We start from the raw sequence: 22,259 nt of genomic DNA on the forward strand, positions 1-22,259 counted from the left end.
CAAAAAAACGTTTAAAGAAAGTTAAGAAACTGTAACGAAGTTTTGATAGAATAAAAGGATAAGGCAGAATCAAAGACTAAAAAAGGACTTTGAAACAGCAACTCTACTTTTGACTAACAATTTAATGATTTTTGTAAACAGGCTATGAAAGCTTATAAAATAATTAAATTTTAAAAATTAGGAGTCAGCACCTTGTTTCGAGATTATTAAAATGTTATTATATAGTAGTGAATTTTTAACATAAAAAGGAGTTCGTCTTATGAATAAAAAGGTTTTGGCGACAGCTGGAATTGCAGCACTTGCAGTTTCTGCTACAGTTGCTAAAGCTGATGAGGTAACGACAAACGATCAAGCCTCAACAACAGCATCAGTATCATCGACAGCTACACAAGCTGTCCCAACTCAAGCCCAAGTCGAAGCGGCTAGAGAACAAGCCAGCGCTGCAAATCAAGCAGTATCGCAACAAGAGTCAGTTGTTGCTAATCATGAAGTAGCTGCAAACCAGGCTCAAGCAAACCTAGCGACAGCAGATTCTAACTTGCAAAAGGCACAAACAGCAGCCGATGAAGCAAGTCCAGAAACTATTGCTGCCGCTCAAGGTCAAGTAACTACTGCTGAAAATGCAGCTAAGGAAGCTAAGTCAGCAGTCGAAACAGCTCAATCAGCAGAAAAAACTGCTAAAGATGCAGCAGACAAACAGCAAGCTGTCGTTAATACAGATCAAGCTAATGTCAATGCTAAAGCTACTGAAGTGGCTAATGCTCAAAAATCAGTAGATGCCGCTAAAGCAGCTCTTAATGGTTCTAGTGCTTCTGAGGCAGCTTCAAACCAAGCTAAAGCACAATCAGCTTTTGATGCTGCAACAGCAGCTGAGAAAAAAGCTCAAGAAGAATTGGCAGCCGCTCAGGCAGCTGATAAAGAAAAAGCTACTGCTATTGCAGCTAAAGAAGGGCAATTGACTGTAGATCAAAATGCAGCAAACCAAGCTAAAGCAGCTTATGAGACTGCTCAAACAGTAGCTAATGAAAAGGCAGCTGCTCTTGCAGCCGCTGAAGCAGCTAAGAAAAAAGCAGAATCTTCAACAACTTCAACAGCTAATGTTCGTCAAAAATTCTCAGTGTCACAAGAGTATGTCCATGCTCTTAAGATTCATGAGTCTAAAACAGCGACAGCAGCGGAAAAAGCTCAAGCTGAACAAGTCTTGAAGAACGTTAACAAACGTGATCGTGGTAACAATAGTTATCAAGATAATGAAGCGGATAAAAATGTTAAAATTAGTGATTTGAATAACCTTAGTGAAGCTCAAATTACAGATTTGTCATTGTATGCTTCAAGTTTGATTAACCAAATTCGTACAGCCTTTGGTACAACTCAAACATCTGTTTCAAAAGGTAGTGTTCTTGCGGCTGACCGTGTTTCAGACGGTTATGTAGCAGATAACTGGGGTTGGGAAGCTATTACCCATAAACGACATGATAGTGCCGCCCTTGACCGTGCTGGTAAGTCATTTAATAGTGTAAGTATTGGTGAAAATCTTAATACATGGCAAGGTTTGACAGGACCATTTACCCTTAACGACATTAAGAAATATGTCTATGAAGCTATGCTTGACTTCATGTTTAACGGTAATGAGTGGAACCATGCTCGTTCTATCTCTGGACTTACAGCAGATGGTGGTGAGTCTTACATTGGAACAGACATCAGTGTTGTTGCCGGTGCCTTTAACGTTCACGTAAACAATGTCAATAAAAATTCTATCGCTTCTGATAGTAGCTTTGACACAACTAAGATTGCTAACCCATATGAAGGTAACCAATCTCAATCATCTTCAAATGCAAATCTTGCTGCTGCAAAAGTAGCTTATGAAGCTGCTAAGCAAGCTAACGATCAAGCTCAAAGTGACTTGGCTAGCAAGAAAGCGGCTTCTGAGTCAGCAACTCTTAAGCTTAAGAATACTCAGTCAGAACTTGCAGCTCTTAAAGCGACTGCAAGCAAGTTGGCAGCTGCTCAGAATAACCTTTCTGAAAAACAAGCAGCCCTTGCAACTGCTAAATCAGAATTGGAAAAAGCTAACGCTGCAGTTGAAAACCTTAATGCTAACGCACAAGAAAAAGCAGCAGCCCTTAGCAAAGCTCAAGCAACTCTTGATGAAAAACAAGCAGAGCTTAAAACAGCTAAAGATAAACTTGCGACAAGTTCTGCAACCTTGCAACGTTTGACAAATGCCTACAACGCTGCTAAGCAAGATACTGCTAAGAAACAAGTAGCATTGACACAAGCTAACCAAGCCTTGACTGCTGCTAAGAACCGTGTAGCAGCCCTTACAAATGCTTCAGGTAACCTAGCTAAAGCTAAAGCAGAACGTGCAACAGCCTTTGCCAAATTTACTGCGGCGAAAGCAGCTCTTTCAACTGAACGTGCGAAACTTGTTGAATTGTCAGCTAAGCGTGATAAATTAACGAGCGAATACACGACTGTTCAAACAGCCTTCGATAACTACATGAAAGCTAAGGCAGACAAAGAGCGTCAAACACAATTGGCTAAAGAGTTCGCTAACATTACATCCAAAGGTCTTACACCAGTACCTGTTTACGATGTAGATGGTAAAGTTATTGCTTTCACAACACAAGAACAAGCAGCTCAAACTGTAGCTCAAGTTCCTGTAAATTATGGTCAAACAAAAGCTGAGAAACAAGCTCCTGTACAAGCAGCAGACAGCTTGCCAGAAACAGGTGAGTCAACTGCAGCAGGATTCAGTCTTGTAGGTCTCTTCATGACACTATTGGCCTTCCTTGGTTTCGTTGACAGACGTACACGTCGTAACTAATCATTATAGACAAAAAAACGGCAACTGCCGTTTTTTTGTATGTCTGAGAATCTAAAAAAGTTAAGGCCGAAACCTTAACTTTTTTGTTTTTAACCCAAGAAACGTTTGAGGAATTCCTTAGTACGTTCTTCTTTAGGATTTTCAAAGATTTGTTCTGGGCTACCTTGTTCAGCAATTACCCCTTTATCCATGAAGATGACACGGTCTGAAACATCACGTGCGAACTCCATTTCATGGGTAACGATAATCATGGTCAAACCAGTTTCAGATAGCTCCTGCATAGTCTTGAGTACTTCCCCTACCATTTCTGGGTCAAGGGCTGAAGTTGGCTCGTCAAAGAGGATGGCTTCTGGATCAACAGAGAGGGCACGAGCGATTGCTACACGTTGTTTTTGTCCCCCTGAAAGTTGCTTTGGTTTAGCTTTCCAGTATTGTTCCCCCATACCAACTTTCTCCAAGTTAGCTTTGGCGATGCTTTCAGCTTCTTTACGGTCACGTTTGAGAACAGTTGTTTGAGCTACGATAGCATTTTCCAAGACATTAAGGTTTTCAAAGAGGTTGAAGGATTGGAAAACCATACCGAGTCTTTCACGATAGGTAGTGAGGTCGTAACCTTTTTCAAGGACGTTGTCCCCATGATAGAGGATTTCACCACCTGAAGGTGACTCAAGTAGGTTAATAGAGCGAAGGAAGGTTGATTTCCCTGAACCTGAAGAACCAATAATTGAGATAACCTCACCCTTTTTGACACTGAGGGAGATATCTTTGAGGACTTCATTTTTTCCGTATGATTTTTTGAGGTTTTTAATTTCTAAAATCGTCTCAGTCATTAGTGAACCCCTCCTTGTGTGTAAGTATCTTGATCCAAACGGCGTTCTACATAACGCAAGATGCGTGTCACTGTGAAGGTAAGGACAAAGTAGATTGCTGCGATAACAAAGAATGTTTGGAAGTATTGATAAGTTTGGCTTGCGACAGTGTTACCTGCGAAGTAAAGTTCCACAACAGAGATAACGTTCAAAACAGAGGTATCCTTGATATTGATAACGAACTCATTACCAGTAGCTGGCAAGATGTTACGGATAACCTGTGGAAGAACAATCTTACGCATGGTTTGACCGTGGGTAAATCCAAGAGCAGTTGCAGCTTCAAATTGTCCTTTATCTACGGCGAAGATACCACCACGAACGATTTCACTCATGTAGGCTCCGGTGTTGATAGAAACGATGAAGACAGCTGCTAGGGTACGATCAATATTGATACCAAAGGCCTGGGCAGTACCGTAGTAGATAACCATAGATTGTACAATCATTGGCGTACCACGGAAAACTTCGATATAGACATTAAGAACCCAACCGAAGAGTTTTTGGAGCAAGGCTACAAATTTATTAGCAGCCTTAGGAGCTGTGCGGTAAACACCAATCATAAGACCGATGAAAGTACCCACAACTGTACCGATAATTGAGATAAGAAGGGTAATTCCTGTACCACGTAAGAATTGTGGCCAGTTCTTAGCGATGATATTGCTCATCTGACTAAAGAAGTTTCCTTTTTTAGCCTCATCAGTCTTATCTGCGGGTTGGATGTCAATGATGTGATCCATCAGTTTAACACGTTCCTCTTGGCTGATTCCAGCAAGGACCTTATTGACTTGTTCCATTTGCTGGCTGTCTCCTTTGCGAAGACCGACGGCCAAGGAGACGTCATCGTCTGAAACCTGGAAACCACCATCTTTAAGCGTAATCATCTTATATTTTGAGCTAGCTTCTTCGGCAGTTTTTGCTTCAGGACGCTCTGAAACATAACCATCGATGATACCAGATGCAAGGGCTTGGCGCATAGCACCGAAGTCTCCCATAGCGGTTTGTTTGCTGACACCTGGGATTTGGTCAATCAAATTATAGAGATAAACCCCTTGTTGAGCTGTGATTTTAGCATCCTTGAAGTCTTTGAGACTCTTAGCGTTGGCATAATCACCATCAGAGCTAACAACCATAACAGGTTCGCTTCGGTAGTAGCTATCTGAAAAGTCAATTTCTTGACGACGTTCAGCTGTTGGACTCATACCTGCGATAATCATATCGATCTTGCCAGAAGTGAGGGCAGGAATCAAACCTGTCCAAGCTGTTTTGACCACTAAGGGTTTCTTACCTTGGGCTTGAGCAATTTTTTTAGCGATTTGCACGTCATAACCGTTGGCATACTGTTTAGTACCTTCGATTGGAACGGCTCCGTTTGAGTCATCGTCCTGCGTCCAGTTGAAAGGTGCATAGGCAGCCTCCATACCGACACGGAGATACTCGTCTGCTTGAGCGCTTGATACCCCACCAAAAACGAGGAGGAGCGCTGCAAAGCAGGCTACAATAATTTTTTTCATTGAAACAATGTCTCCTATAAAAATGTCATACCTTACTATTTTACAGGAAATTAGGACTAATGACAATAAGCTGGGATTAGAAAAACAATCTCTATATCAAGATTGTCTTCAAATACAAGTTGTAATTTGATATAATGGGAAGGACGGTTTGGAGCCCTGATCATTTTTGGTATGATGGGGCTAGCATTTTAAAACGGAGATAATTATGCAAACGGCACAATTTATTATTGAATTACTAAAAGCAGTCTTTCTTGGGATTGTCGAAGGAATCACAGAGTGGCTACCTATTTCATCTACAGGTCACTTGATTTTGGTTAATGAATTCTTGAACTTGAGACAGAGTAAAGATTTCATTGATATGTTTAATATCGTAATCCAACTTGGTGCTATTCTTGCGGTTATGGTCATCTACTTTAAACGCTTGAATCCCTTCCAACCTGGTAAGACAGCACGTGAAGTGCAGTTGACTTGGCAACTTTGGCTTAAGGTGGTCATTGCCTGTATTCCCTCAGCCTTCTTTGGGCTTCTTTTAGATGACTGGATGGAGGCTCATCTCAGTAATTTCTTTGTAGTAGCTATCATGTTGGTGGTCTACGGGATTGCCTTTATTTGGATTGAGGACCGCAATCGACGTGTAGAGCCTAAGGTAACGGATTTGGCACGTATGTCTTACAAGACAGCTTTCTATATTGGTCTTTTCCAAGTCTTGAGTATCATTCCAGGGACAAGCCGTTCAGGTGCTACTATTCTTGGGGGTATCATCGTTGGTACTAGTCGTAGCGTAGCTGCTGACTTCACTTTCTTCCTTGGTATTCCAACCATGTTTGGTTACAGTGGGCTTAAGGCAGTTAAGTACTTCATTGACGGAAATACTTTGACAGGTGGACAAGCAGCTATTCTCTTGGTAGCTAGTGTGACAGCCTTTGTTGTCAGCTTGTTCGTGATTCGCTTCTTGATGAATTACATTAAGAAACATGATTTTACAGTTTTCGGAAAATACCGTATCGTACTTGGTATTATTGTGCTTCTCTATGGAGCTGTTAAACTTATTTTTGGATAATTACTTTTAAGTAAACTGAAAAGGACTTCAATTGGAGTCCTTTTTTATCTGGTTTTGAAATCATTTGTGGATAAATTTTCCAAAGATGAGATAAGCCAGCAACCATAGGACCAGTCCGCAAGTTAAGAAGCTAGCTAGGATTTTCAAGAAGTCCACGACATTATGCAAGGGATACCATCCGGACAAACAGAGGATTGGAAGAATGGTAACACACATGATAGAGAAGTGGAGCAGTGATTGCTGTTTGAGCGATAAACGGTTATCGTCGTAAATGGGAGCAGTTGCTAGTATGATGGCGACAATTAGCCCCGTAAGAAAGGTAGATTTGTTTACTTGATGAGGTTGCCCCGACAAGTAGAGAAGGAGCGTCAATAAACTCGTTATTCCCCCAGCAATGCTAGCTTGTAGCCACCCTTTTTTGTAGGCAGTCATGGTCATCACCTCCACGTATAGATTCACTTTTATTATACAACTTTCTGGGGGAGATGACAGGTATTAATGGGGAAATACAAGGTTTTGTTAGCATTAAGAAGTTTTTAGAAACCCTATCCTAAATAAGACGCAAACTTGCTCAGAAATTGCTATCTCTTGGCTTTTCTAGTATAATGAAATAACTACTCGTGCGAGGTTTTTTACATATGGAAATGAAACAAATAAGCGAGACAACTCTAAAAATCATGATTACCATGGAAGATCTTGAAGAACATGGTATGGAATTGAAAGATTTCTTGATTCCCCAGGAAAAAACAGAGGAATTTTTCTACACTGTCATGGATGAGTTGGACTTGCCTGATAACTTTAAAAATAGCGGGATGCTGAGCTTCCGTGTCACGCCACGCAAGGACCGTGTGGATGTCTTTGTGACTAAATCAGATCTTAAGGAAGACCTTGATTTCAACGATTTGTCAGATATGGACGACTACTCAGGGCTTTCTCCAGAAGAGTTCCTCAAGGCTCTTGAAGGTAACTTTATGGACAAGGGGGATATCGAAGCACACCATAAGCTCGAAGAACTTGAGAAGACCTTGGAAGAAGTTGATAAGGCTATGACAGAGCCTACCAAGGAAGTGGCTGAAGAAAATATTCGTGAAGACTATACCCACTATGTCTTGGCTTTCTCTGACTTTGATCAAGTAGTGACCTTTACACAAGGCTTGAAGGATGTACCTGTTGAAGGTTCTGAGCTTTATAAACTTGGGGATGTCTACTATATGACACTCCTTCTTTACTTGGCTGATGAGCCTGATTATTACGCGAACAATATGTATGCGCGTTTTCTTGAATATGCGAATGTGGCAGACCGAACACGTGCCTACCTGCAAGAGCATGCAACAATTTTGATGGAAGAGGACGCCTTGCCGGTACTACAAGCAACGAAATGGAGCTAAGACATGCCTTGGACCATTAACTATATATTCGTTTTGATTGGGACCTTTTTGATCGCCATTGTGGCGACTCCTTTGGTACGCTCTTTGGCCTTACGTGTCGGAGCTGTTGACAATCCCAATGCAAGACGTATCAATAAAAAGCCAATGCCTAGTGCTGGTGGTCTAGCTATTTTGTTGGCCTTTGTACTAGCGACCTTGGTCTTTATGCCTATGATTATTCATAAGGATATCTGGCATGTTTCCTACATCAGGTACATCTTGCCGGTTGTTGTAGGAGGATCTGTCGTAGCTCTGACTGGCTTCATTGATGATATCTTGGAATTAAAGCCTCTACCTAAGATGCTTGGTATTGTCATTGGAGCTGTCATCGTTTGGGCTTTTACAGACTTCCGATTTGATAGCTTTAAGATTCCATTTGGTGGTCCCATGATTCATTTTGGGCCGGTCTTGACCTTGATTTTAACGGTGTTATGGATTGCGGCCATCACCAATGCCATTAATCTGATTGATGGTTTGGATGGCTTAGTTGGAGGAGTTTCTATCATTTCCCTTATGACTATGGGGGTGATTTCTTATTTCTTCCTCTATGACACTGATATTTTCTTGACCATGACTATCTTTGTCTTGGTGGCTGCCATTGTGGGATTTTTCCCTTACAATTATCATCCAGCGATTATCTATCTAGGTGATACAGGGGCGCTCTTTATTGGCTTTATGATTGGTGTCTTGTCATTGCAAGGGTTGAAAAATGCCACAGCGGTGGCTATTTTGTCACCTGTTATTATCCTTGGAGTGCCTATTGTTGACACAGTGGTGGCTATTGTCCGCCGTAAGTTGTCAGGGCGCCCAGCTATGGAAGCTGACAAGATGCATTTGCATCATCGTCTCCTAGCTATGGGCTTTACTCATCGTGGAGCGGTTCTAGTGGTCTATGCCATCGCTATCCTCTTTTCATTGATTGCCCTCTTGTTAAATGTTTCTAGCCGTCTTGGTGGTATTCTCTTGCTCTTGAGTTTACTTCTGGGAATGGAAATTCTGATTGAAGGGCTTGAGATTTGGGGCGTTGGTCGAACACCTCTCTTCAACCTCCTGAAATTTATCGGAAATAGTGATTATCGCCAAGCAACCCTGTTAAAATGGAAGCAAGGGCGAAAAAATTAAACATTTGAAAAGCCAAGTAATGGCTTTTTTGTTATAATGATTCTAATTAAGGAAAATGGAAGTTCTCTTTTTGTTTTCCAGAAAATAGCAAGACTATTTTCAAAAAAAATAATGCAAATTAGCGAGCGACTGCTCGCTGTATATATGAAAAAGGAGTATACAATGTCTGTACTTGAAATCAAAAATCTTCATGTTTCTGTTGAAGATAAAGAAATCTTGAAGGGTCTTAATTTGACTCTTAAAACTGGTGAGATTGCTGCTATCATGGGTCCTAACGGAACTGGTAAATCTACCCTTTCAGCTGCTATCATGGGTAATCCAAACTATGAAATCACAGAAGGGGACATCCTTTTTGATGGTGAAAGTATCCTTGACTTGGAAGTTGACGAACGTGCACGCCTAGGTCTTTTCCTTGCTATGCAATACCCAGCTGAAATCCCAGGAATCACAAATGCTGAGTTCATCCGTGCGGCTATGAACGCTGGTAAAGAAGATGACGAAAAGATTTCTGTTCTTGATTTCATCACTAAATTGGATGAAAAGATGGAATTGCTTGGTATGCGTGAAGAAATGGCTGAGCGTTACCTTAACGAAGGTTTCTCAGGTGGTGAGAAAAAACGTAACGAAATTCTTCAACTGCTCATGTTGGAACCTAAGTTTGCTCTTCTCGATGAGATTGACTCAGGTCTTGATATCGATGCCCTTAAAGTGGTTTCAAAAGGGGTTAACGCTATGCGTGGCGAAGGCTTTGGTGCCATGATTATCACTCACTACCAACGTCTCTTGAACTACATCACTCCAGATGTCGTACACGTGATGATGGAAGGTAAAGTGGTTCTTTCAGGTGGTCCTGAATTGGCTGCTCGTCTTGAGCAAGAAGGTTATGCGAAAATCGCTGAAGAGCTCGGTTACGAGTACCACGAAGAAGCGTAAGTCTGTTACTCGAAATAACTAGAAAAGGAGTAACCTATGTCAAAAGAATCTATTATCGCTTTTTCACAAGCAAAAGCAGAGCCACTTTGGTTGCAAGACCTTCGTCAAGCAGCCTTTGATAAGCTTGAAAGTTTGGCTCTTCCAAAAATTGAGCGTGTAAAATTTCACCGTTGGAATCTCGGTGATGGAACGATTACTGAAAATGAACCATCAGCAAATGTACCTGATTTTACAGCGCTTGGAAACAACCCTAAATTGGTCCAAGTAGGAACAAATACTGTACTTGAACAATTGCCAGCTGACTTGATTAGTCAAGGTGTGGTCTTCACAGACCTGACGACTGCTCTTGAGGAAATCCCAGAAGTCGTTAAAGCCTTCTTTGGTAAGGCTGTAGCCTATGATGAGGACAAATTGGCAGCTTATAACTATGCCTATTTCAACAGTACAGCGGTCCTTTACGTACCAGATAATGTTGAAATTGACTTGCCAGTTGAAAGCTATTTTTACCAAGATGGAACTTCAAATGTTCCATTTAACAAACACGTTTTGATCGTGGCTGGTAAAAACAGTAAATTGACTTACCTTGAGCGCTTTGAAACGCTAGGTGAAGCGACTGAAAAAGCTAGTGCCAACATTTCAGTTGAAGTCATTGCTCAAGATGGTGCACAAGTTAAGTTTGCTGCTATTGACCGTTTGGGCGAAAACGTCACAACTTATATTAGTCGTCGTGGTCGTATCGGTCGTGATGCCAGCATTGACTGGGCTCTTGGTATCATGAATGAGGGCAATGTTATTGCTGACTTTGATAGTGACTTGATTGGTAATGGAAGTCATGCCAATCTTAAAGTTATTGGTCTTTCATCAGGGCGTCAGGTTCAAGGAATTGATACTCGTGTAACTAACTATGGTAACAACTCTGTGGGACATATCCTACAACATGGTGTTATTTTGGAACGTGGTACCTTGACTTTCAATGGTATTGGTCACATTGTCAAAGGTGCTAAGGGTGCTGATGCACAACAAGAAAGCCGTGTTCTAATGCTTTCTGACAAGGCACGTTCAGATGCGAACCCAATCCTCTTGATTGACGAAAACGAAGTTACGGCAGGGCATGCTGCTTCAATCGGTCAGGTGGATCCAGAGGATATGTATTACCTCATGAGTCGTGGACTTGATCAAGACACTGCAGAACGTTTGGTTATTCGCGGTTTCTTGGGAGCGGTTATTACCGAAATCCCAGTTAAAGAAGTACGCGATGAAATGATTTCTGTAACTGATACAAAACTAAACAAACGTTAGGAACTATCGACGCAGATAGTCTAACCTATAATATTTCTAGATAGGGAGATATGATGTCAGCTTTAGATGCCTATAAGATTCGACAAGATTTTGCCATTTTAGATCAGGTAGTTAATGATGAACCTTTGGTATACTTGGATAATGCAGCAACGACCCAGAAGCCTCAAGTCGTTTTGGACGCTCTCATGGCTTACTATCATGAGGACAATGCCAATGTTCACCGTGGTGTGCATACCTTGGCTGAGCGTGCAACAGCTACTTACGAAGCTAGTCGTGAAAAGCTTCGTCAGTTTATCAATGCTAAATCAACCAAAGAGGTCCTTTTTACCCGTGGAACGACGACAGGTCTTAACTGGATTGGTCGTTTTGCAGAGCAGGTTCTTGAGCCAGGAGATGAGGTGGTTATTTCAATTATGGAACACCACTCGAATATCATTCCTTGGCAGGAAGCTTGTAAGAAGGCGGGGGCTAAACTTGTTTACGCCTACTTGAAGGATGGCCAATTGGATATGGAAGATTTGGCCAACAAGATTACTGAAAAGACAAAATTTGTCAGTCTAGCTCAGGTTTCTAACGTTTTAGGCTGCATCAATCCTGTCAAAGAAATTGCCAAGCTCGCCCACCAAGTTGGTGCCTATATGGTGGTGGACGGTGCCCAATCGGCGCCCCACATGGCCATTGATGTTCAGGATTTGGATTGTGATTTCTTCACCCTTTCTGGACATAAGATGTTAGGTCCAACAGGGATTGGGGTTCTTTACGGCAAGGAAGAGATTCTTAACCAGATGAATCCTATTGAATTTGGTGGTGAAATGATTGATTTCGTTTACGAACAGGAAGCCACTTGGAAGGAATTGCCTTGGAAATTCGAGGCTGGGACACCTAACATTGCGGGGGCGATTGCTCTTGGTGCTGCTGTCGACTACCTCTCTGCTTTAGGTATGGAAAATGTTCATGCTTACGAGCAGGAGTTAGTAGACTATGTTTTGCCTAAACTTCATGAGATTGAGGGATTGACAGTCTACGGTCCAGAGAATCCTAGCCAGCACGCAGGTGTTATTGCCTTTAACATTGATGGGCTTCATCCTCATGATGTGGCAACTGCCCTTGACTATGAAGGAGTAGCAGTGCGTGCAGGTCACCACTGTGCTCAGCCTTTAATCAATCATTTAGGTATCTCATCAGCTGCCCGAGCAAGCTTCTATATTTACAATACTAAAGAGGATTGTGACAAGCTTGTAGAGGCAATTCTTGCGACGAAGGAGTTTTTCAATGGCACTCTCTAGACTAGATAGTTTATATATGGCTGTTGTGGCCGATCACTCTAAGAGCCCTCACCATCATGGTGTTCTACCTGATGTGGAGCAACTTCAACTGAATAATCCGACTTGTGGAGATGTTATCAATCTGTCAGTAAAATTTGATGGTGACGTGATTGAAGACATTGCCTTTGCTGGAGATGGTTGTACCATTTCTACAGCTTCATCAAGTATGATGACGGATGCGGTTATTGGTAAAACTAAGGCAGAGGCTTTGGAACTAGCGGAGATTTTCTCTCTTATGATTCAAGGAGATCATAAAGATGAAGATAAGCTAGGTGAGGCTAAGCTCTTGGCGGGGGTTTCTAAATTTCCACAACGTATCAAATGTGCAACACTCTCTTGGAATGCCCTTAAAAAAGCGATAGAGAGAAGTGAGCTTTAGGAAGTCAAGGAGCAGTCAGTCTCCTTGCCCAAGCAAAAAGGAAAACGAATAAAACCTTTAATAAAGGAAAATACTATGACTGAAACAAATGAAAAAGTAGAACCAAAACCCATTGATTTGGGAGAATATAAATACGGTTTCCATGATGATGTGACACCAGTCTTTTCAACCGGAAAAGGAATCAGTGAAGACGTGGTCCGTGCCATGTCTGCTGAAAAGGAGGAGCCTGAGTGGATGCTTGAATTCCGCTTAAAATCATTGGAAACCTTTAACAAAATGGCCATGCAAGAGTGGGGTCCAGACCTTTCTGGTATTAACTTTGATGACCTGACTTATTTCCAAAAGGCATCAGACAAACCTGCTCGTGACTGGGAAGATGTTCCTGAGAAAATCAAGGAAACTTTTGAACGTATTGGTATCCCAGAAGCAGAGCGTGCCTATCTTGCCGGAGCCTCAGCTCAGTATGAATCAGAAGTGGTTTACCACAATATGAAAGAAGAGTACGACAAGTTGGGGATTATCTTTACAGATACGGATTCAGCTCTTAAAGAGCATCCAGAACTCTTCAAGAAGTACTTCTCAAAACTGGTTCCGCCAACAGATAATAAATTTGCAGCCCTTAACTCAGCCTTCTGGTCAGGTGGTACCTTTATCTATGTCCCTAAAGGCGTTAAGGTGGATATTCCGCTTCAAACCTACTTCCGTATCAATAACGAAGCAACTGCTCAGTTTGAACGTACTCTTATCATCGTTGATGAAGGTGCCAGCGTTCACTATGTTGAAGGATGTACAGCGCCAACTTACACAACTGCCAGCCTTCATGCGGCTATCGTTGAAATCTTTGCACTTGATGGTGCCTACATGCGCTACTCAACTATCCAAAACTGGTCAGATAGCGTCTACAACTTGGTAACTAAACGTGCTACGGCTAAGAAAAATGCGACTGTTGAGTGGATTGATGGTAACCTTGGAGCCGAAGTAACTATGAAGTATCCATCTGTTTACCTTGATGGAGAAGGTGCGCGTGGTACCATGCTTTCAATCGCCTTCGCCAATGCGGGTCAACACCAAGATACAGGGGCTAAGATGATTCACAATGCACCGCATACATCATCATCTATTGTCTCTAAATCAATCGCCCGTAATGGTGGTAAGGTTGACTACCGTGGACAAGTCACTTTCAACAAGGATTCTAAGAAATCGGTATCTCACATCGAATGTGACACCATCTTGATGGATGATTTGTCTAAATCAGATACTATCCCATTCAACGAAATCCATAACTCACAAGTTGCTCTTGAACACGAAGCTAAGGTTTCTAAGATTTCTGAAGAGCAACTCTACTACCTCATGAGCCGTGGACTTTCAGAACAAGAAGCAACAGAGATGATTGTCATGGGATTTGTGGAACCATTTACCAAAGAACTTCCAATGGAATATGCTGTTGAGCTTAACCGCTTGATTAGTTATGAAATGGAAGGATCAGTTGGGTAAAAACTCTGATAATCTAAAGGGACCAGACGGTCCTTTTTGTTTTGCTTGAAAAATCAAGAAATGAGCTCTAGATTAATGTTAGGAATGGAGTAATTGTAATAATCAGAAAGCGTTTACAACTGCTATTTAAAAAGATATAATAGATTTGAATAGCAAGTAATGGAGGGGACTAATATGGGAGTATATAACAGTGACTGGCTACTCAATCAGATTCGAGGGACAGCTAATGTGGTCAGTAAGGCTTTTAAATTTGAGACTCTAGATATTGATTTAGGTCAGGTGGAGGACGAGCAAGGTCGCACTATTGATGGAAATGACTACATTGATGACTTGTTAATCCATGAACAGTATGATCAGGCAACTACCTTCATTCATAGTCAACTCAAGCGTTTGACGACTAATGACTATAATCTCCTTGTCAGCGTCTATATTGAGTATTTGGAGAATTTGCCACCTGTAATAAGGCAGAAACACCATTTTGACGAGAGGAAAATAGCAAGTTTGAGGGAAAAGCTGTCCGAATTTTCATGGTAATTTGCTAGAGAGAGTGGGAGAGGAAACGCCAAGCGTTTACGACTTTTCCACCCTCTTTTTTGTGTTATAATAGAGTCACTATGGATAAATTAATAAAAACAATTTCAGAATCAGGTTCTTTCCGTGCTTACGTTCTTGATAGCACTGAAACAGTTAGAACCGCACAAGAAAAACACAATACATTATCATCATCAACAGTTGCTTTGGGGCGTACCCTTATTGCCAATCAAATCTTGGCTGCTAACCAAAAAGGTGAGAGCAAAATTACGGTTAAAGTTATCGGGAACAGCTCTTTTGGGCATATCATCTCTGTAGCTGATACCAAAGGACATGTTAAGGGCTACATCCAAAATCCAGGTGTGGACATCAAGAAAACAGCAACTGGTGAAGTCTTGGTGGGTCCTTTCATGGGACAAGGGCAGTTTGTTTCTATCATCGATTATGGAACTGGTAATCCCTACACGTCATCAACACCACTTATTTCTGGTGAAATCGGTGAAGACTTTGCCTACTATTTGACAGAATCTGAGCAAACGCCATCTGCTGTAGGTCTTAATGTACTTCTTGACGAAGAGGACAAGGTCAAGGTTGCTGGTGGCTTCATGCTTCAGGTCTTGCCAGGAGCTAGCGAGGAAGAAATCGCTCGTTACGAAAAACGCATCCAAGAGATGCCAGCCATTTCAACGCTTTTGGAGTCTGATGACCATATCGAAGCTCTCTTGAATGCCATTTATGGGGATGAACCTTTCAAACGTTTGTCTGAAGAGGAGCTTAGCTTTGAGTGTGATTGCTCACGTGAACGCTTTGAAAATGCCCTCTTGACACTTGGTAAGGATGAACTTCAAGCTATGAAAGACGAGGACCATGGGGCTGAAATCGTCTGCCAATTCTGCCAAACCAAGTATGAATTTTCAGAAGCTGACTTGGAGGAACTCATCAATGACTAAACTTAATTCGTCCTTCATGATTGGAAACGTAGAGATTCCTCATCGTACAGTATTAGCTCCTATGGCAGGTGTGACCAACTCGGCCTTCCGTACCATTGCCAAGGAATTTGGTGCTGGTCTTGTGGTTATGGAGATGATTTCTGAAAAAGGGCTCCTCTACAATAATGAGAAGACCCTCCACATGCTTCATATTGATGAGAATGAGCATCCAATGTCTATTCAGCTTTTCGGTGGTGATGCTGAGGGCTTGAAGCGTGCGGCTGACTTTATCCAGACCAATACCAAGGCTGATATCGTTGATATCAACATGGGTTGTCCGGTCAATAAGGTAGTCAAAAATGAAGCTGGTGCCAAGTGGCTCAAGGATCCAGACAAGATTTACCACATCGTCAAGGAAGTAACGTCAATACTTGATATTCCTTTGACTGTTAAGATGCGTACGGGTTGGTCAGACAGTGATTTGGCTGTGGAAAACGCTCTTGCAGCTGAGTCTGCAGGTGTTTCTGCCCTTGCCATGCATGGTCGTACCCGTGAGCAGATGTACACAGGTCACTGTGATCACGAGACTTTGGCCCGAGTTGCTAAGGCTATCACTAAGATTCCGTTTATCGGAAATGGCGATGTTCGTAGCGTTCAAGACGCTAAACTTATGATTGAAGAACTTGGTGTAGATGCCGTTATGGTAGGTCGTGCAGCTATGAACAATCCTTACATCTTCACGCAAATCAACCACTTCTTCGAAACGGGAGAGGAGTTGCCAGAGCTTCCATTTGATAAGAAGCTGGACATCGCTGAAGACCACCTCAAACGTTTGGTGGACCTTAAAGGTGAGATAATTGCTGTCCGTGAATTCCGTGGTCTGGCACCACACTATCTTCGTGGAACAGCAGGAGCAGCCAAGGTTCGTGGCGAAGTCTCACGTGCCGAGTCTGTTGCTCAGGTCGAAGAAATCTTTGCGACTTTGCGATAACTCTATATCTGATAAAAACTTAACCAGCTTGGTTAGGTTTTTATTTTACTCTTATTCTTCCTTGATAGTGATGATAGCCCATCACCAATCTTTTTCTTTGTCCTCCCTTGCAAAATCTCTGTGTTTTCGATATAATTAACTGGTTAAGTAAATGGAGAAAGCAATGCTAGAACTAGAAGAACAAGTCAATCAATTGATTAATCAAATCGTGCTCAAGTCTGAAAATCAGCATGAGCTCCTTATTGGTCAGTGCCGTAGTCAAGTCAAATTGACTAATACTCAGGAACATATTCTCATGCTTTTGGCTGAGGGTCGCAAGACCAATTCGGAGTTGGCAAAGACCTTAAATGTCAGTCAGGCTGCTGTTACCAAGGCTGTTAAAACCTTGGTCAAAGAGGGTATGTTGGAGGCTAAGAAAGACAAGGATGATGGGCGCGTGACCTACTTTGTCTTGACACAAGAGGCTCAACCCATAGCTCAGGAGCATGAGGAACACCACCAAGAGACCTTGGGGGTTTATCGGTCTGTATTGGATCAGTTTGATAATCAAGAGCGTCAGGTTATTGGACGTTTCTTGACAGAATTAGCAGAAAAAATTGAGGAATAAGATGCGCTATATTACAGTTGAAGGACTGAGCTTCCAGTATGATGCGGAGCCCGTTCTGGACAATATTCACTATCATTTGGATTCTGGGGAGTTTGTAACCCTGACTGGGGAAAATGGAGCTGCCAAGTCAACGCTTATCAAGGCTACCCTCGGAATTCTCAAGCCTAAGAAGGGAACTGTAACCATCTCTGAAACCAATAAAGATGGTAAAAAGCTTCGTATGGCCTATCTTCCCCAGCAAATTGCCAGCTTTAATGCAGGTTTTCCGAGCACGGTCTACGAGTTTGTGAAGTCTGGCCGTTATCCTCGTCAGGGGTGGTTTCGTCGTTTGACGAAGCACGACTTGGAACACGTTCAACGTGCCCTTGAGTCTGTAGGTATGTGGGAAAATCGTCACAAGCAAATTGGGCGTCTCTCAGGTGGCCAGAAGCAACGTGCTGTTATTGCTCGTATCTTTGCCTCAGATCCAGATATTTTTGTCTTGGATGAGCCAACGACGGGTATGGATGCAGGGACAGCTAATACTTTCTATGAACTCATGCACCACTCGGCTCACAAGCATGGCAAGTCGGTCTTGATGATTACCCACGACCCAGAGGAAGTCAAAGAGTATACAGACCGTAATATTCATCTGGTTCGTAACCAGAAATTGCCTTGGCGTTGTTTCAATGTTCATGAAAAGGATGGAGAGGAGCACAGACATGATTAGTGAATTATTAGCCTATGATTTTATGCAACGTGCTATTCTCGCCGTGATTGCTATCAGTATATTTTCTCCGATTTTGGGGCTCTTCTTAATTCTTCGTCGTCAGAGTCTGATGAGCGATACCTTGAGTCACGTGTCCCTAGCTGGGGTGGCTGTTGGGATTTTCTTGGGACAATCAACCACTTGGATGACTCTTGTGGTTGTGGTTATTGCCGCTTTGGTTTTGGAATATCTCAGGGTCAGTTACAAGCATTATATGGAGATTTCAACGGCTATCCTCATGTCAATGGGATTGGCAGTGGCTCTTATTCTTAGTAACAAGGCGGGTAGCAGTAGCATGAGTCTGGATAGCTATCTTTTTGGTTCTATCATCACCATTAGCTCTGAACAGGTCTATGCCCTCTTTGTTATTGCGGCTATTGTACTGGTCTTGACCTTACTCTTTATTCGTCCTATGTATCTTTTAACCTTTGACGAGGACACTGCTCATGTGGATGGCTTGCCAGTTCGTCTCATGTCTCTCCTCTTCAATATTGTGACAGGGATAGCGATTGCCCTGATGATTCCAGCAGCAGGGTCACTTTTGGTTTCCACCATCATGATTCTTCCAGCAGCTATTGGTATGAAAATAGGTCAAACCTTTAAATCTGTCATTTTCTGGGCTATTGGTATTGGTTTGGTTGGCATGCTCTCTGGTATTTTTATTTCCTATTATTGGGAAACACCAGCTAGTGCCACTATTACCCTTATCTTTATCGCCTTCTTTGGTCTGGTATCAATCTTTGAACCTCTCTTAAAAGCAGAATAGATAATAGAAGAAAAGGGCTTGAGAAATCAAGCTCTTTTTGTGATATACTAAAGTGGTTTTTGAGAGAAGTTAAAATAAGAATGGAAGCTTTCTAGGCAGAAATGATGATTATATTTCTCTGGTATCCACTATCATTTGTAATAGTAACAAAAAAGGAGAAAACATGGAAATCTTTCTAACGAGTATATCGGGAATCCTAGTCATTTTGGGTATGATTTTAGTGGGATTCGTAATGGGTGAAAAAGGCTGGTTTGACGACAAGTCACGTGGTCTTATAGCTAAGCTAGTCACTCAAATTGCCCTTCCTTGTTATATGCTCTATACGATTACACAGCGTTTCACAGCGACAGACCTACTTAAAATGTTGCCGGAATTGCGTTTTCCTACACTTTCTATGGTGATTTTACTCGGGATTGCGACAGCGGTGGCTAGAATTTTTGCAGTGAAAAAGGAGCGTCGTGGTCTCTTTATTTCCATGTTTTTTAATTCGAATACCATTTTTGTGGGGCTCCCTATCAATCAAGCCCTCTTTGGCGATGCTAGTATCCCCTATGTTCTTATCTATTATATGTGCAATACGACCTTTTTCTGGACCTTGGGGACCTACCTCATCCAACGTGATGGGGAAGGAGACGCTGAATTTGATTTAAGAACAAGTCTGAAAAAAATCTTCTCCCCCCCTCTAATGGGCTTCATGTTAGGCCTTATTATTGTTATCCTCCATATTAAATTACCAAGCTTTTTAGCCAGTGACTTGCAGTATTTAGGTAGTTTGACGACTCCTCTATCTATGATTTTCATCGGTTTGTCAGTATCCAATGCAGGTGTCAAGCAGTTGGTCCTTAAAAAGGACCAGTTACTGATTTTGCTGGGACGCTTTGTGGTTGCTCCTCTCTTGATGGCTACCATCGTATATTGGGTGCCCCTCCCAACTTTGATGAAGCAAGTTTTTATCATCCAGTCTGCCATGCCTGTCATGACCAATGCTCCAGTCGTTGCTAAACTCTATGGAGCTGATAGTGATTACGCAGCTGTTATGGTTACTGAGACTACCCTTGCTACCATGATTGTAATTCCAATTTTGATGGTCCTTATGGCTTAAAAATAATCAAGTAACTCCGGTTTTTCTGGGGTTTTTTAAATTTGTAAAAAAATTCAAAAAAAAGTTTACGAAAACGCTTTACAAATCGCAAAAAGATGCTATAATAATTACATAAGTTATGCAAACGTTTGCATCAAACATAGGAGGAAATGAAATGAATAAGCTAAAAGAAAAATTTGGCTTTGAGTTCTGGCAAAAATTCGGTAAAGCCCTCATGGTTGTTATCGCGGTTATGCCAGCAGCAGGTCTCATGATTTCTATCGGTAAAACGATTGCCATGATTAATCCAAACATGGCACCACTCGTTATTACAGGTGGATTTCTTGAGCAGATTGGTTGGGGGGTTATCGGTAACCTTCACATCTTGTTTGCCCTTGCCATTGGTGGTAGTTGGGCTAAGGAACGTGCAGGAGGTGCTTTTGCAGCAGGTCTTGCCTTTATCTTGATTAACCGTATGACTGGTTCAATCTTTGGTGTTACTTCGGATATTCTTGCTGATAAAGCTGCTACAGTCCACACCGTTTTTGGTCAATCAATCAAGGTATCTGATTACTTCATCAGTGTTATGGAAGCTCCAGCCCTTAACATGGGTGTGTTCGTAGGTATCATCTCTGGTTTCATCGGAGCTACTGCCTTCAATAAATACTATAACTTCCGTAAATTACCAGAAGCTTTGTCATTCTTCAATGGTAAACGTTTCGTACCATTCGTAGTCATTCTTCGTTCAGCTATTGCAGCTATCGTTCTTGCTATTGTATGGCCAGTTATCCAATCTGGAATCAACGGTTTTGGTATGTGGATTGCCAACTCAAAAGAAACTGCTCCAATTTTGGCACCGTTCTTGTTCGGTACATTGGAACGTCTTCTCTTGCCATTTGGTCTTCACCACATGTTGACTATCCCAATTAACTACACTCAATTGGGTGGTACTTATGAAGTCTTGACTGGTGCTGCAAAAGGTACTAAAGTTTTGGGTCAAGACCCACTCTGGCTCGCATGGGTTACTGACCTTGCTAACCTTAAAGGTGCTCACCCAGATCAATACAAACACCTTCTTGAAGCCTACACACCAGCTCGTTTCAAAGTTGGACAAATGATTGGTTCATTTGGTATCTTGATGGGTATGGTGGTAGCTATCTACCGTAACGTTGATGATGATAAGAAACATCAATACAAAGGTATGTTGACTGCGACTGCGCTTGCAACATTCTTGACAGGGGTAACAGAGCCTATCGAGTACATGTTCATGTTCGTGGCTACTCCACTTTACATCATTTACGCATTTGTACAAGGTGCTGCCTTTGCAATGGCTGACATCGTTCACCTCCGTGTCCACTCATTCGGTTCTATCGAATTCTTGACACGTACACCACTCGCTATTAACGCTGGTTTGGCGATGGATATCGTTAACTTCATTTGGGTAACTGTACTCTTTGGTGTTATCATGTTCTTCATCGCTAACTTCATGATTAAGAAATTTGATTACGCAACACCAGGACGTAACGGTAACTATGAACAAAACGATGATGCTCCTGCAGAATCTGCTGGATCAGCAGGTGCTGGAACAAGCTCAGCAAGTTCACAAGTTATCAATATTATCAATCTTCTTGGTGGACGTGCTAACATCGTGGACGTTGACGCATGTATGACACGTCTCCGTGTTACTGTCAAAGACGCTGAAAAAGTTGGAACTGAAGCTCAATGGAAAGCCGAAGGGGCTATGGGTCTTGTCATGAAAGGACAAGGGGTTCAAGCTATCTATGGTCCTAAAGCTGACGTATTGAAATCTGATATCCAAGACGTTCTTGATTCAGGTGAAGTTATTCCTGAAACACTTCCAAGTCAAATGACTGCTGTTCAAAAAGCAGAAGCTACCTTCAAAGGTGTGACTGATGAAGTGCATTCAGTCGCTGATGGTCAAGTTATCAACATCGAAGATGTTAAAGACCCAGTATTCTCACAAAAAATGATGGGTGACGGTTTCGCTGTAGAACCAGAAAACGGTAAAATCGTTTCACCAGTAGCTGGTAAAGTAACAAGTATCTTCCCAACTAAGCACGCTCTTGGTTTGGTAACAGACAATGGTCTTGAAGTTTTGGTTCACATCGGACTTGACACTGTTAGTCTTGAAGGTAAACCATTCGACGTTAAAGTTACTGAAGGTCAAACAGTTGCTGCAGGTGATCTCTTGGTTGAAGCAAACCTTGATGCTATCCGTGAAGCAGGTCGTGAAACATCTACAGTTGTTGTCTTTACAAATGCAGATGCAATCAAATCAGTTAAAGTAGAACATACAGGTAAATTGGCTGCTAACGCTCCAGTTGCAAAAGTAGAACTTTAAT

At 42.0% G+C, this 22,259-nt stretch carries 20 protein-coding genes; 17 read left to right on the forward strand and 3 right to left on the reverse strand.

Going from position 1 to position 22,259, the window contains the following annotated elements:
- Positions 1–259: 259 nt before the first annotated feature.
- The gene (locus HMPREF1517_RS00380; RefSeq protein ID WP_037598900.1) at positions 260–2,827 is read left to right on the forward strand and encodes an SEC10/PgrA surface exclusion domain-containing protein; all 2,568 of its coding nucleotides are present in this window, start codon (positions 260–262) and stop codon (positions 2,825–2,827) included.
- 89 nt (positions 2,828–2,916) lie between these two features.
- Here the strand turns inward: HMPREF1517_RS00380 and HMPREF1517_RS00385 are convergent, their stop codons facing one another.
- Both HMPREF1517_RS00385 and HMPREF1517_RS00390 read right to left on the reverse strand, forming a co-directional pair.
- Positions 2,917–3,657, reverse strand: a complete 741-nt coding sequence (locus tag HMPREF1517_RS00385; protein ID WP_002886432.1) for an amino acid ABC transporter ATP-binding protein — start codon at positions 3,655–3,657, stop codon at positions 2,917–2,919.
- On the reverse strand, positions 3,657–5,204 hold the full coding sequence (locus HMPREF1517_RS00390; protein ID WP_037598901.1) for an ABC transporter substrate-binding protein/permease: 1,548 nt from the start codon (positions 5,202–5,204) through the stop codon (positions 3,657–3,659). Before HMPREF1517_RS00390 ends, HMPREF1517_RS00385 begins: the two co-directional genes overlap by 1 nt.
- Positions 5,205–5,409: 205 nt before the next feature.
- On the opposite strand from HMPREF1517_RS00390, the gene HMPREF1517_RS00395 reads away from it, so the two are divergent.
- The gene (locus HMPREF1517_RS00395) at positions 5,410–6,264 is read left to right on the forward strand and encodes an undecaprenyl-diphosphate phosphatase (RefSeq protein ID WP_037598902.1); all 855 of its coding nucleotides are present in this window, start codon (positions 5,410–5,412) and stop codon (positions 6,262–6,264) included.
- 60 nt (positions 6,265–6,324) lie between these two features.
- On the opposite strand, the gene HMPREF1517_RS00400 is transcribed toward HMPREF1517_RS00395, so the two are convergent.
- Positions 6,325–6,696, reverse strand: a complete 372-nt coding sequence (locus tag HMPREF1517_RS00400) for a DUF3021 family protein (RefSeq protein WP_037598903.1) — start codon at positions 6,694–6,696, stop codon at positions 6,325–6,327.
- Positions 6,697–6,902: 206 nt separating this feature from the next.
- Between HMPREF1517_RS00400 and mecA the strand changes: the two genes are divergently transcribed.
- From mecA to HMPREF1517_RS00475, 15 genes are all read left to right on the forward strand, one after another.
- Positions 6,903–7,652: an adaptor protein MecA gene (gene mecA, locus HMPREF1517_RS00405; RefSeq protein WP_037598906.1), complete on the forward strand. Its 750-nt coding sequence runs from the start codon at positions 6,903–6,905 to the stop codon at positions 7,650–7,652.
- A gap of 3 nt (positions 7,653–7,655) precedes the next feature.
- Entirely contained in the window at positions 7,656–8,813 is a 1,158-nt protein-coding gene (locus HMPREF1517_RS00410) for a glycosyltransferase family 4 protein (RefSeq protein WP_037598909.1), read from the forward strand.
- A 162-nt stretch (positions 8,814–8,975) separates the two neighbouring features.
- Positions 8,976–9,746: a Fe-S cluster assembly ATPase SufC gene (gene sufC, locus HMPREF1517_RS00415; RefSeq protein ID WP_002883600.1), complete on the forward strand. Its 771-nt coding sequence runs from the start codon at positions 8,976–8,978 to the stop codon at positions 9,744–9,746.
- Positions 9,747–9,782: 36 nt separating this feature from the next.
- Positions 9,783–11,045 (forward strand): Fe-S cluster assembly protein SufD, encoded by a 1,263-nt coding sequence (gene sufD, locus HMPREF1517_RS00420; protein ID WP_037598910.1) that lies wholly within the window; start codon positions 9,783–9,785, stop codon positions 11,043–11,045.
- Positions 11,046–11,098: 53 nt separating this feature from the next.
- Positions 11,099–12,331 (forward strand): cysteine desulfurase, encoded by a 1,233-nt coding sequence (locus HMPREF1517_RS00425; RefSeq protein WP_037598911.1) that lies wholly within the window; start codon positions 11,099–11,101, stop codon positions 12,329–12,331.
- The gene (gene sufU / locus HMPREF1517_RS00430; protein ID WP_002883658.1) at positions 12,318–12,749 is read left to right on the forward strand and encodes a Fe-S cluster assembly sulfur transfer protein SufU; all 432 of its coding nucleotides are present in this window, start codon (positions 12,318–12,320) and stop codon (positions 12,747–12,749) included. The genes HMPREF1517_RS00425 and sufU overlap by 14 nt, the downstream gene beginning before the upstream one ends.
- 75 nt (positions 12,750–12,824) lie before the next feature.
- Complete coding sequence (gene sufB, locus HMPREF1517_RS00435) at positions 12,825–14,243, forward strand: Fe-S cluster assembly protein SufB (RefSeq protein WP_037598913.1); 1,419 nt, start codon at positions 12,825–12,827, stop codon at positions 14,241–14,243.
- Between the two features lie 174 nt (positions 14,244–14,417).
- Positions 14,418–14,777: a hypothetical protein gene (locus tag HMPREF1517_RS00440; RefSeq protein WP_037598915.1), complete on the forward strand. Its 360-nt coding sequence runs from the start codon at positions 14,418–14,420 to the stop codon at positions 14,775–14,777.
- 80 nt (positions 14,778–14,857) lie between these two features.
- Positions 14,858–15,724 carry an Hsp33 family molecular chaperone HslO gene (gene hslO, locus HMPREF1517_RS00445; RefSeq protein ID WP_002883609.1) on the forward strand — a complete coding sequence of 289 codons (867 nt, stop codon included), beginning with the start codon at positions 14,858–14,860 and terminating at the stop codon, positions 15,722–15,724.
- Positions 15,717–16,694 (forward strand): tRNA dihydrouridine synthase DusB, encoded by a 978-nt coding sequence (gene dusB, locus HMPREF1517_RS00450; protein WP_037598919.1) that lies wholly within the window; start codon positions 15,717–15,719, stop codon positions 16,692–16,694. The genes hslO and dusB overlap by 8 nt, the downstream gene beginning before the upstream one ends.
- Positions 16,695–16,857: 163 nt before the next feature.
- A complete protein-coding gene (locus HMPREF1517_RS00455) occupies positions 16,858–17,301 on the forward strand; it encodes a zinc-dependent MarR family transcriptional regulator (RefSeq protein ID WP_037597364.1) in 444 nt (147 codons plus the stop codon).
- 1 nt (position 17,302) lies between these two features.
- Complete coding sequence (locus HMPREF1517_RS00460; RefSeq protein ID WP_037597367.1) at positions 17,303–18,010, forward strand: metal ABC transporter ATP-binding protein; 708 nt, start codon at positions 17,303–17,305, stop codon at positions 18,008–18,010.
- Positions 18,003–18,815 (forward strand): metal ABC transporter permease, encoded by an 813-nt coding sequence (locus HMPREF1517_RS00465; RefSeq protein ID WP_037598920.1) that lies wholly within the window; start codon positions 18,003–18,005, stop codon positions 18,813–18,815. The genes HMPREF1517_RS00460 and HMPREF1517_RS00465 overlap by 8 nt, the downstream gene beginning before the upstream one ends.
- 163 nt (positions 18,816–18,978) lie before the next feature.
- Entirely contained in the window at positions 18,979–19,917 is a 939-nt protein-coding gene (locus tag HMPREF1517_RS00470) for an AEC family transporter (RefSeq protein WP_037598921.1), read from the forward strand.
- A 154-nt stretch (positions 19,918–20,071) separates the two neighbouring features.
- Complete coding sequence (locus tag HMPREF1517_RS00475; protein WP_037598923.1) at positions 20,072–22,258, forward strand: PTS transporter subunit IIBC; 2,187 nt, start codon at positions 20,072–20,074, stop codon at positions 22,256–22,258.
- The last annotated feature ends 1 nt before the right edge of the window (position 22,259 follow it).

The sequence above is a fragment of the Streptococcus sp. ACS2 genome (genome assembly GCF_000525585.1).
In the GTDB taxonomy this organism is placed as follows: domain Bacteria; phylum Bacillota; class Bacilli; order Lactobacillales; family Streptococcaceae; genus Streptococcus.

What these genes read in the sequence shown, in the direction of transcription:
- HMPREF1517_RS00395 (WP_037598902.1), top strand. Translation starts at nt 5,410, where the DNA reads ATGCAAACGGCACAATTTATTATTGAATTACTAAAAGCAGTCTTTCTT.
- HMPREF1517_RS00465 (WP_037598920.1), top strand. Translation starts at nt 18,003, where the DNA reads ATGATTAGTGAATTATTAGCCTATGATTTTATGCAACGTGCTATTCTC.
- sufU (WP_002883658.1), top strand. Translation starts at nt 12,318, where the DNA reads ATGGCACTCTCTAGACTAGATAGTTTATATATGGCTGTTGTGGCCGAT.
- HMPREF1517_RS00385 (WP_002886432.1), bottom strand. Translation starts at nt 3,657, where the DNA reads ATGACTGAGACGATTTTAGAAATTAAAAACCTCAAAAAATCATACGGA.
- HMPREF1517_RS00400 (WP_037598903.1), bottom strand. Translation starts at nt 6,696, where the DNA reads ATGACTGCCTACAAAAAAGGGTGGCTACAAGCTAGCATTGCTGGGGGA.
- HMPREF1517_RS00475 (WP_037598923.1), top strand. Translation starts at nt 20,072, where the DNA reads ATGAATAAGCTAAAAGAAAAATTTGGCTTTGAGTTCTGGCAAAAATTC.
- HMPREF1517_RS00440 (WP_037598915.1), top strand. Translation starts at nt 14,418, where the DNA reads ATGGGAGTATATAACAGTGACTGGCTACTCAATCAGATTCGAGGGACA.
- HMPREF1517_RS00410 (WP_037598909.1), top strand. Translation starts at nt 7,656, where the DNA reads ATGCCTTGGACCATTAACTATATATTCGTTTTGATTGGGACCTTTTTG.
- HMPREF1517_RS00425 (WP_037598911.1), top strand. Translation starts at nt 11,099, where the DNA reads ATGTCAGCTTTAGATGCCTATAAGATTCGACAAGATTTTGCCATTTTA.
- HMPREF1517_RS00460 (WP_037597367.1), top strand. Translation starts at nt 17,303, where the DNA reads ATGCGCTATATTACAGTTGAAGGACTGAGCTTCCAGTATGATGCGGAG.
- dusB (WP_037598919.1), top strand. Translation starts at nt 15,717, where the DNA reads ATGACTAAACTTAATTCGTCCTTCATGATTGGAAACGTAGAGATTCCT.
- sufC (WP_002883600.1), top strand. Translation starts at nt 8,976, where the DNA reads ATGTCTGTACTTGAAATCAAAAATCTTCATGTTTCTGTTGAAGATAAA.
- HMPREF1517_RS00390 (WP_037598901.1), bottom strand. Translation starts at nt 5,204, where the DNA reads ATGAAAAAAATTATTGTAGCCTGCTTTGCAGCGCTCCTCCTCGTTTTT.
- mecA (WP_037598906.1), top strand. Translation starts at nt 6,903, where the DNA reads ATGGAAATGAAACAAATAAGCGAGACAACTCTAAAAATCATGATTACC.
- sufB (WP_037598913.1), top strand. Translation starts at nt 12,825, where the DNA reads ATGACTGAAACAAATGAAAAAGTAGAACCAAAACCCATTGATTTGGGA.
- HMPREF1517_RS00470 (WP_037598921.1), top strand. Translation starts at nt 18,979, where the DNA reads ATGGAAATCTTTCTAACGAGTATATCGGGAATCCTAGTCATTTTGGGT.
- HMPREF1517_RS00455 (WP_037597364.1), top strand. Translation starts at nt 16,858, where the DNA reads ATGCTAGAACTAGAAGAACAAGTCAATCAATTGATTAATCAAATCGTG.
- hslO (WP_002883609.1), top strand. Translation starts at nt 14,858, where the DNA reads ATGGATAAATTAATAAAAACAATTTCAGAATCAGGTTCTTTCCGTGCT.
- HMPREF1517_RS00380 (WP_037598900.1), top strand. Translation starts at nt 260, where the DNA reads ATGAATAAAAAGGTTTTGGCGACAGCTGGAATTGCAGCACTTGCAGTT.
- sufD (WP_037598910.1), top strand. Translation starts at nt 9,783, where the DNA reads ATGTCAAAAGAATCTATTATCGCTTTTTCACAAGCAAAAGCAGAGCCA.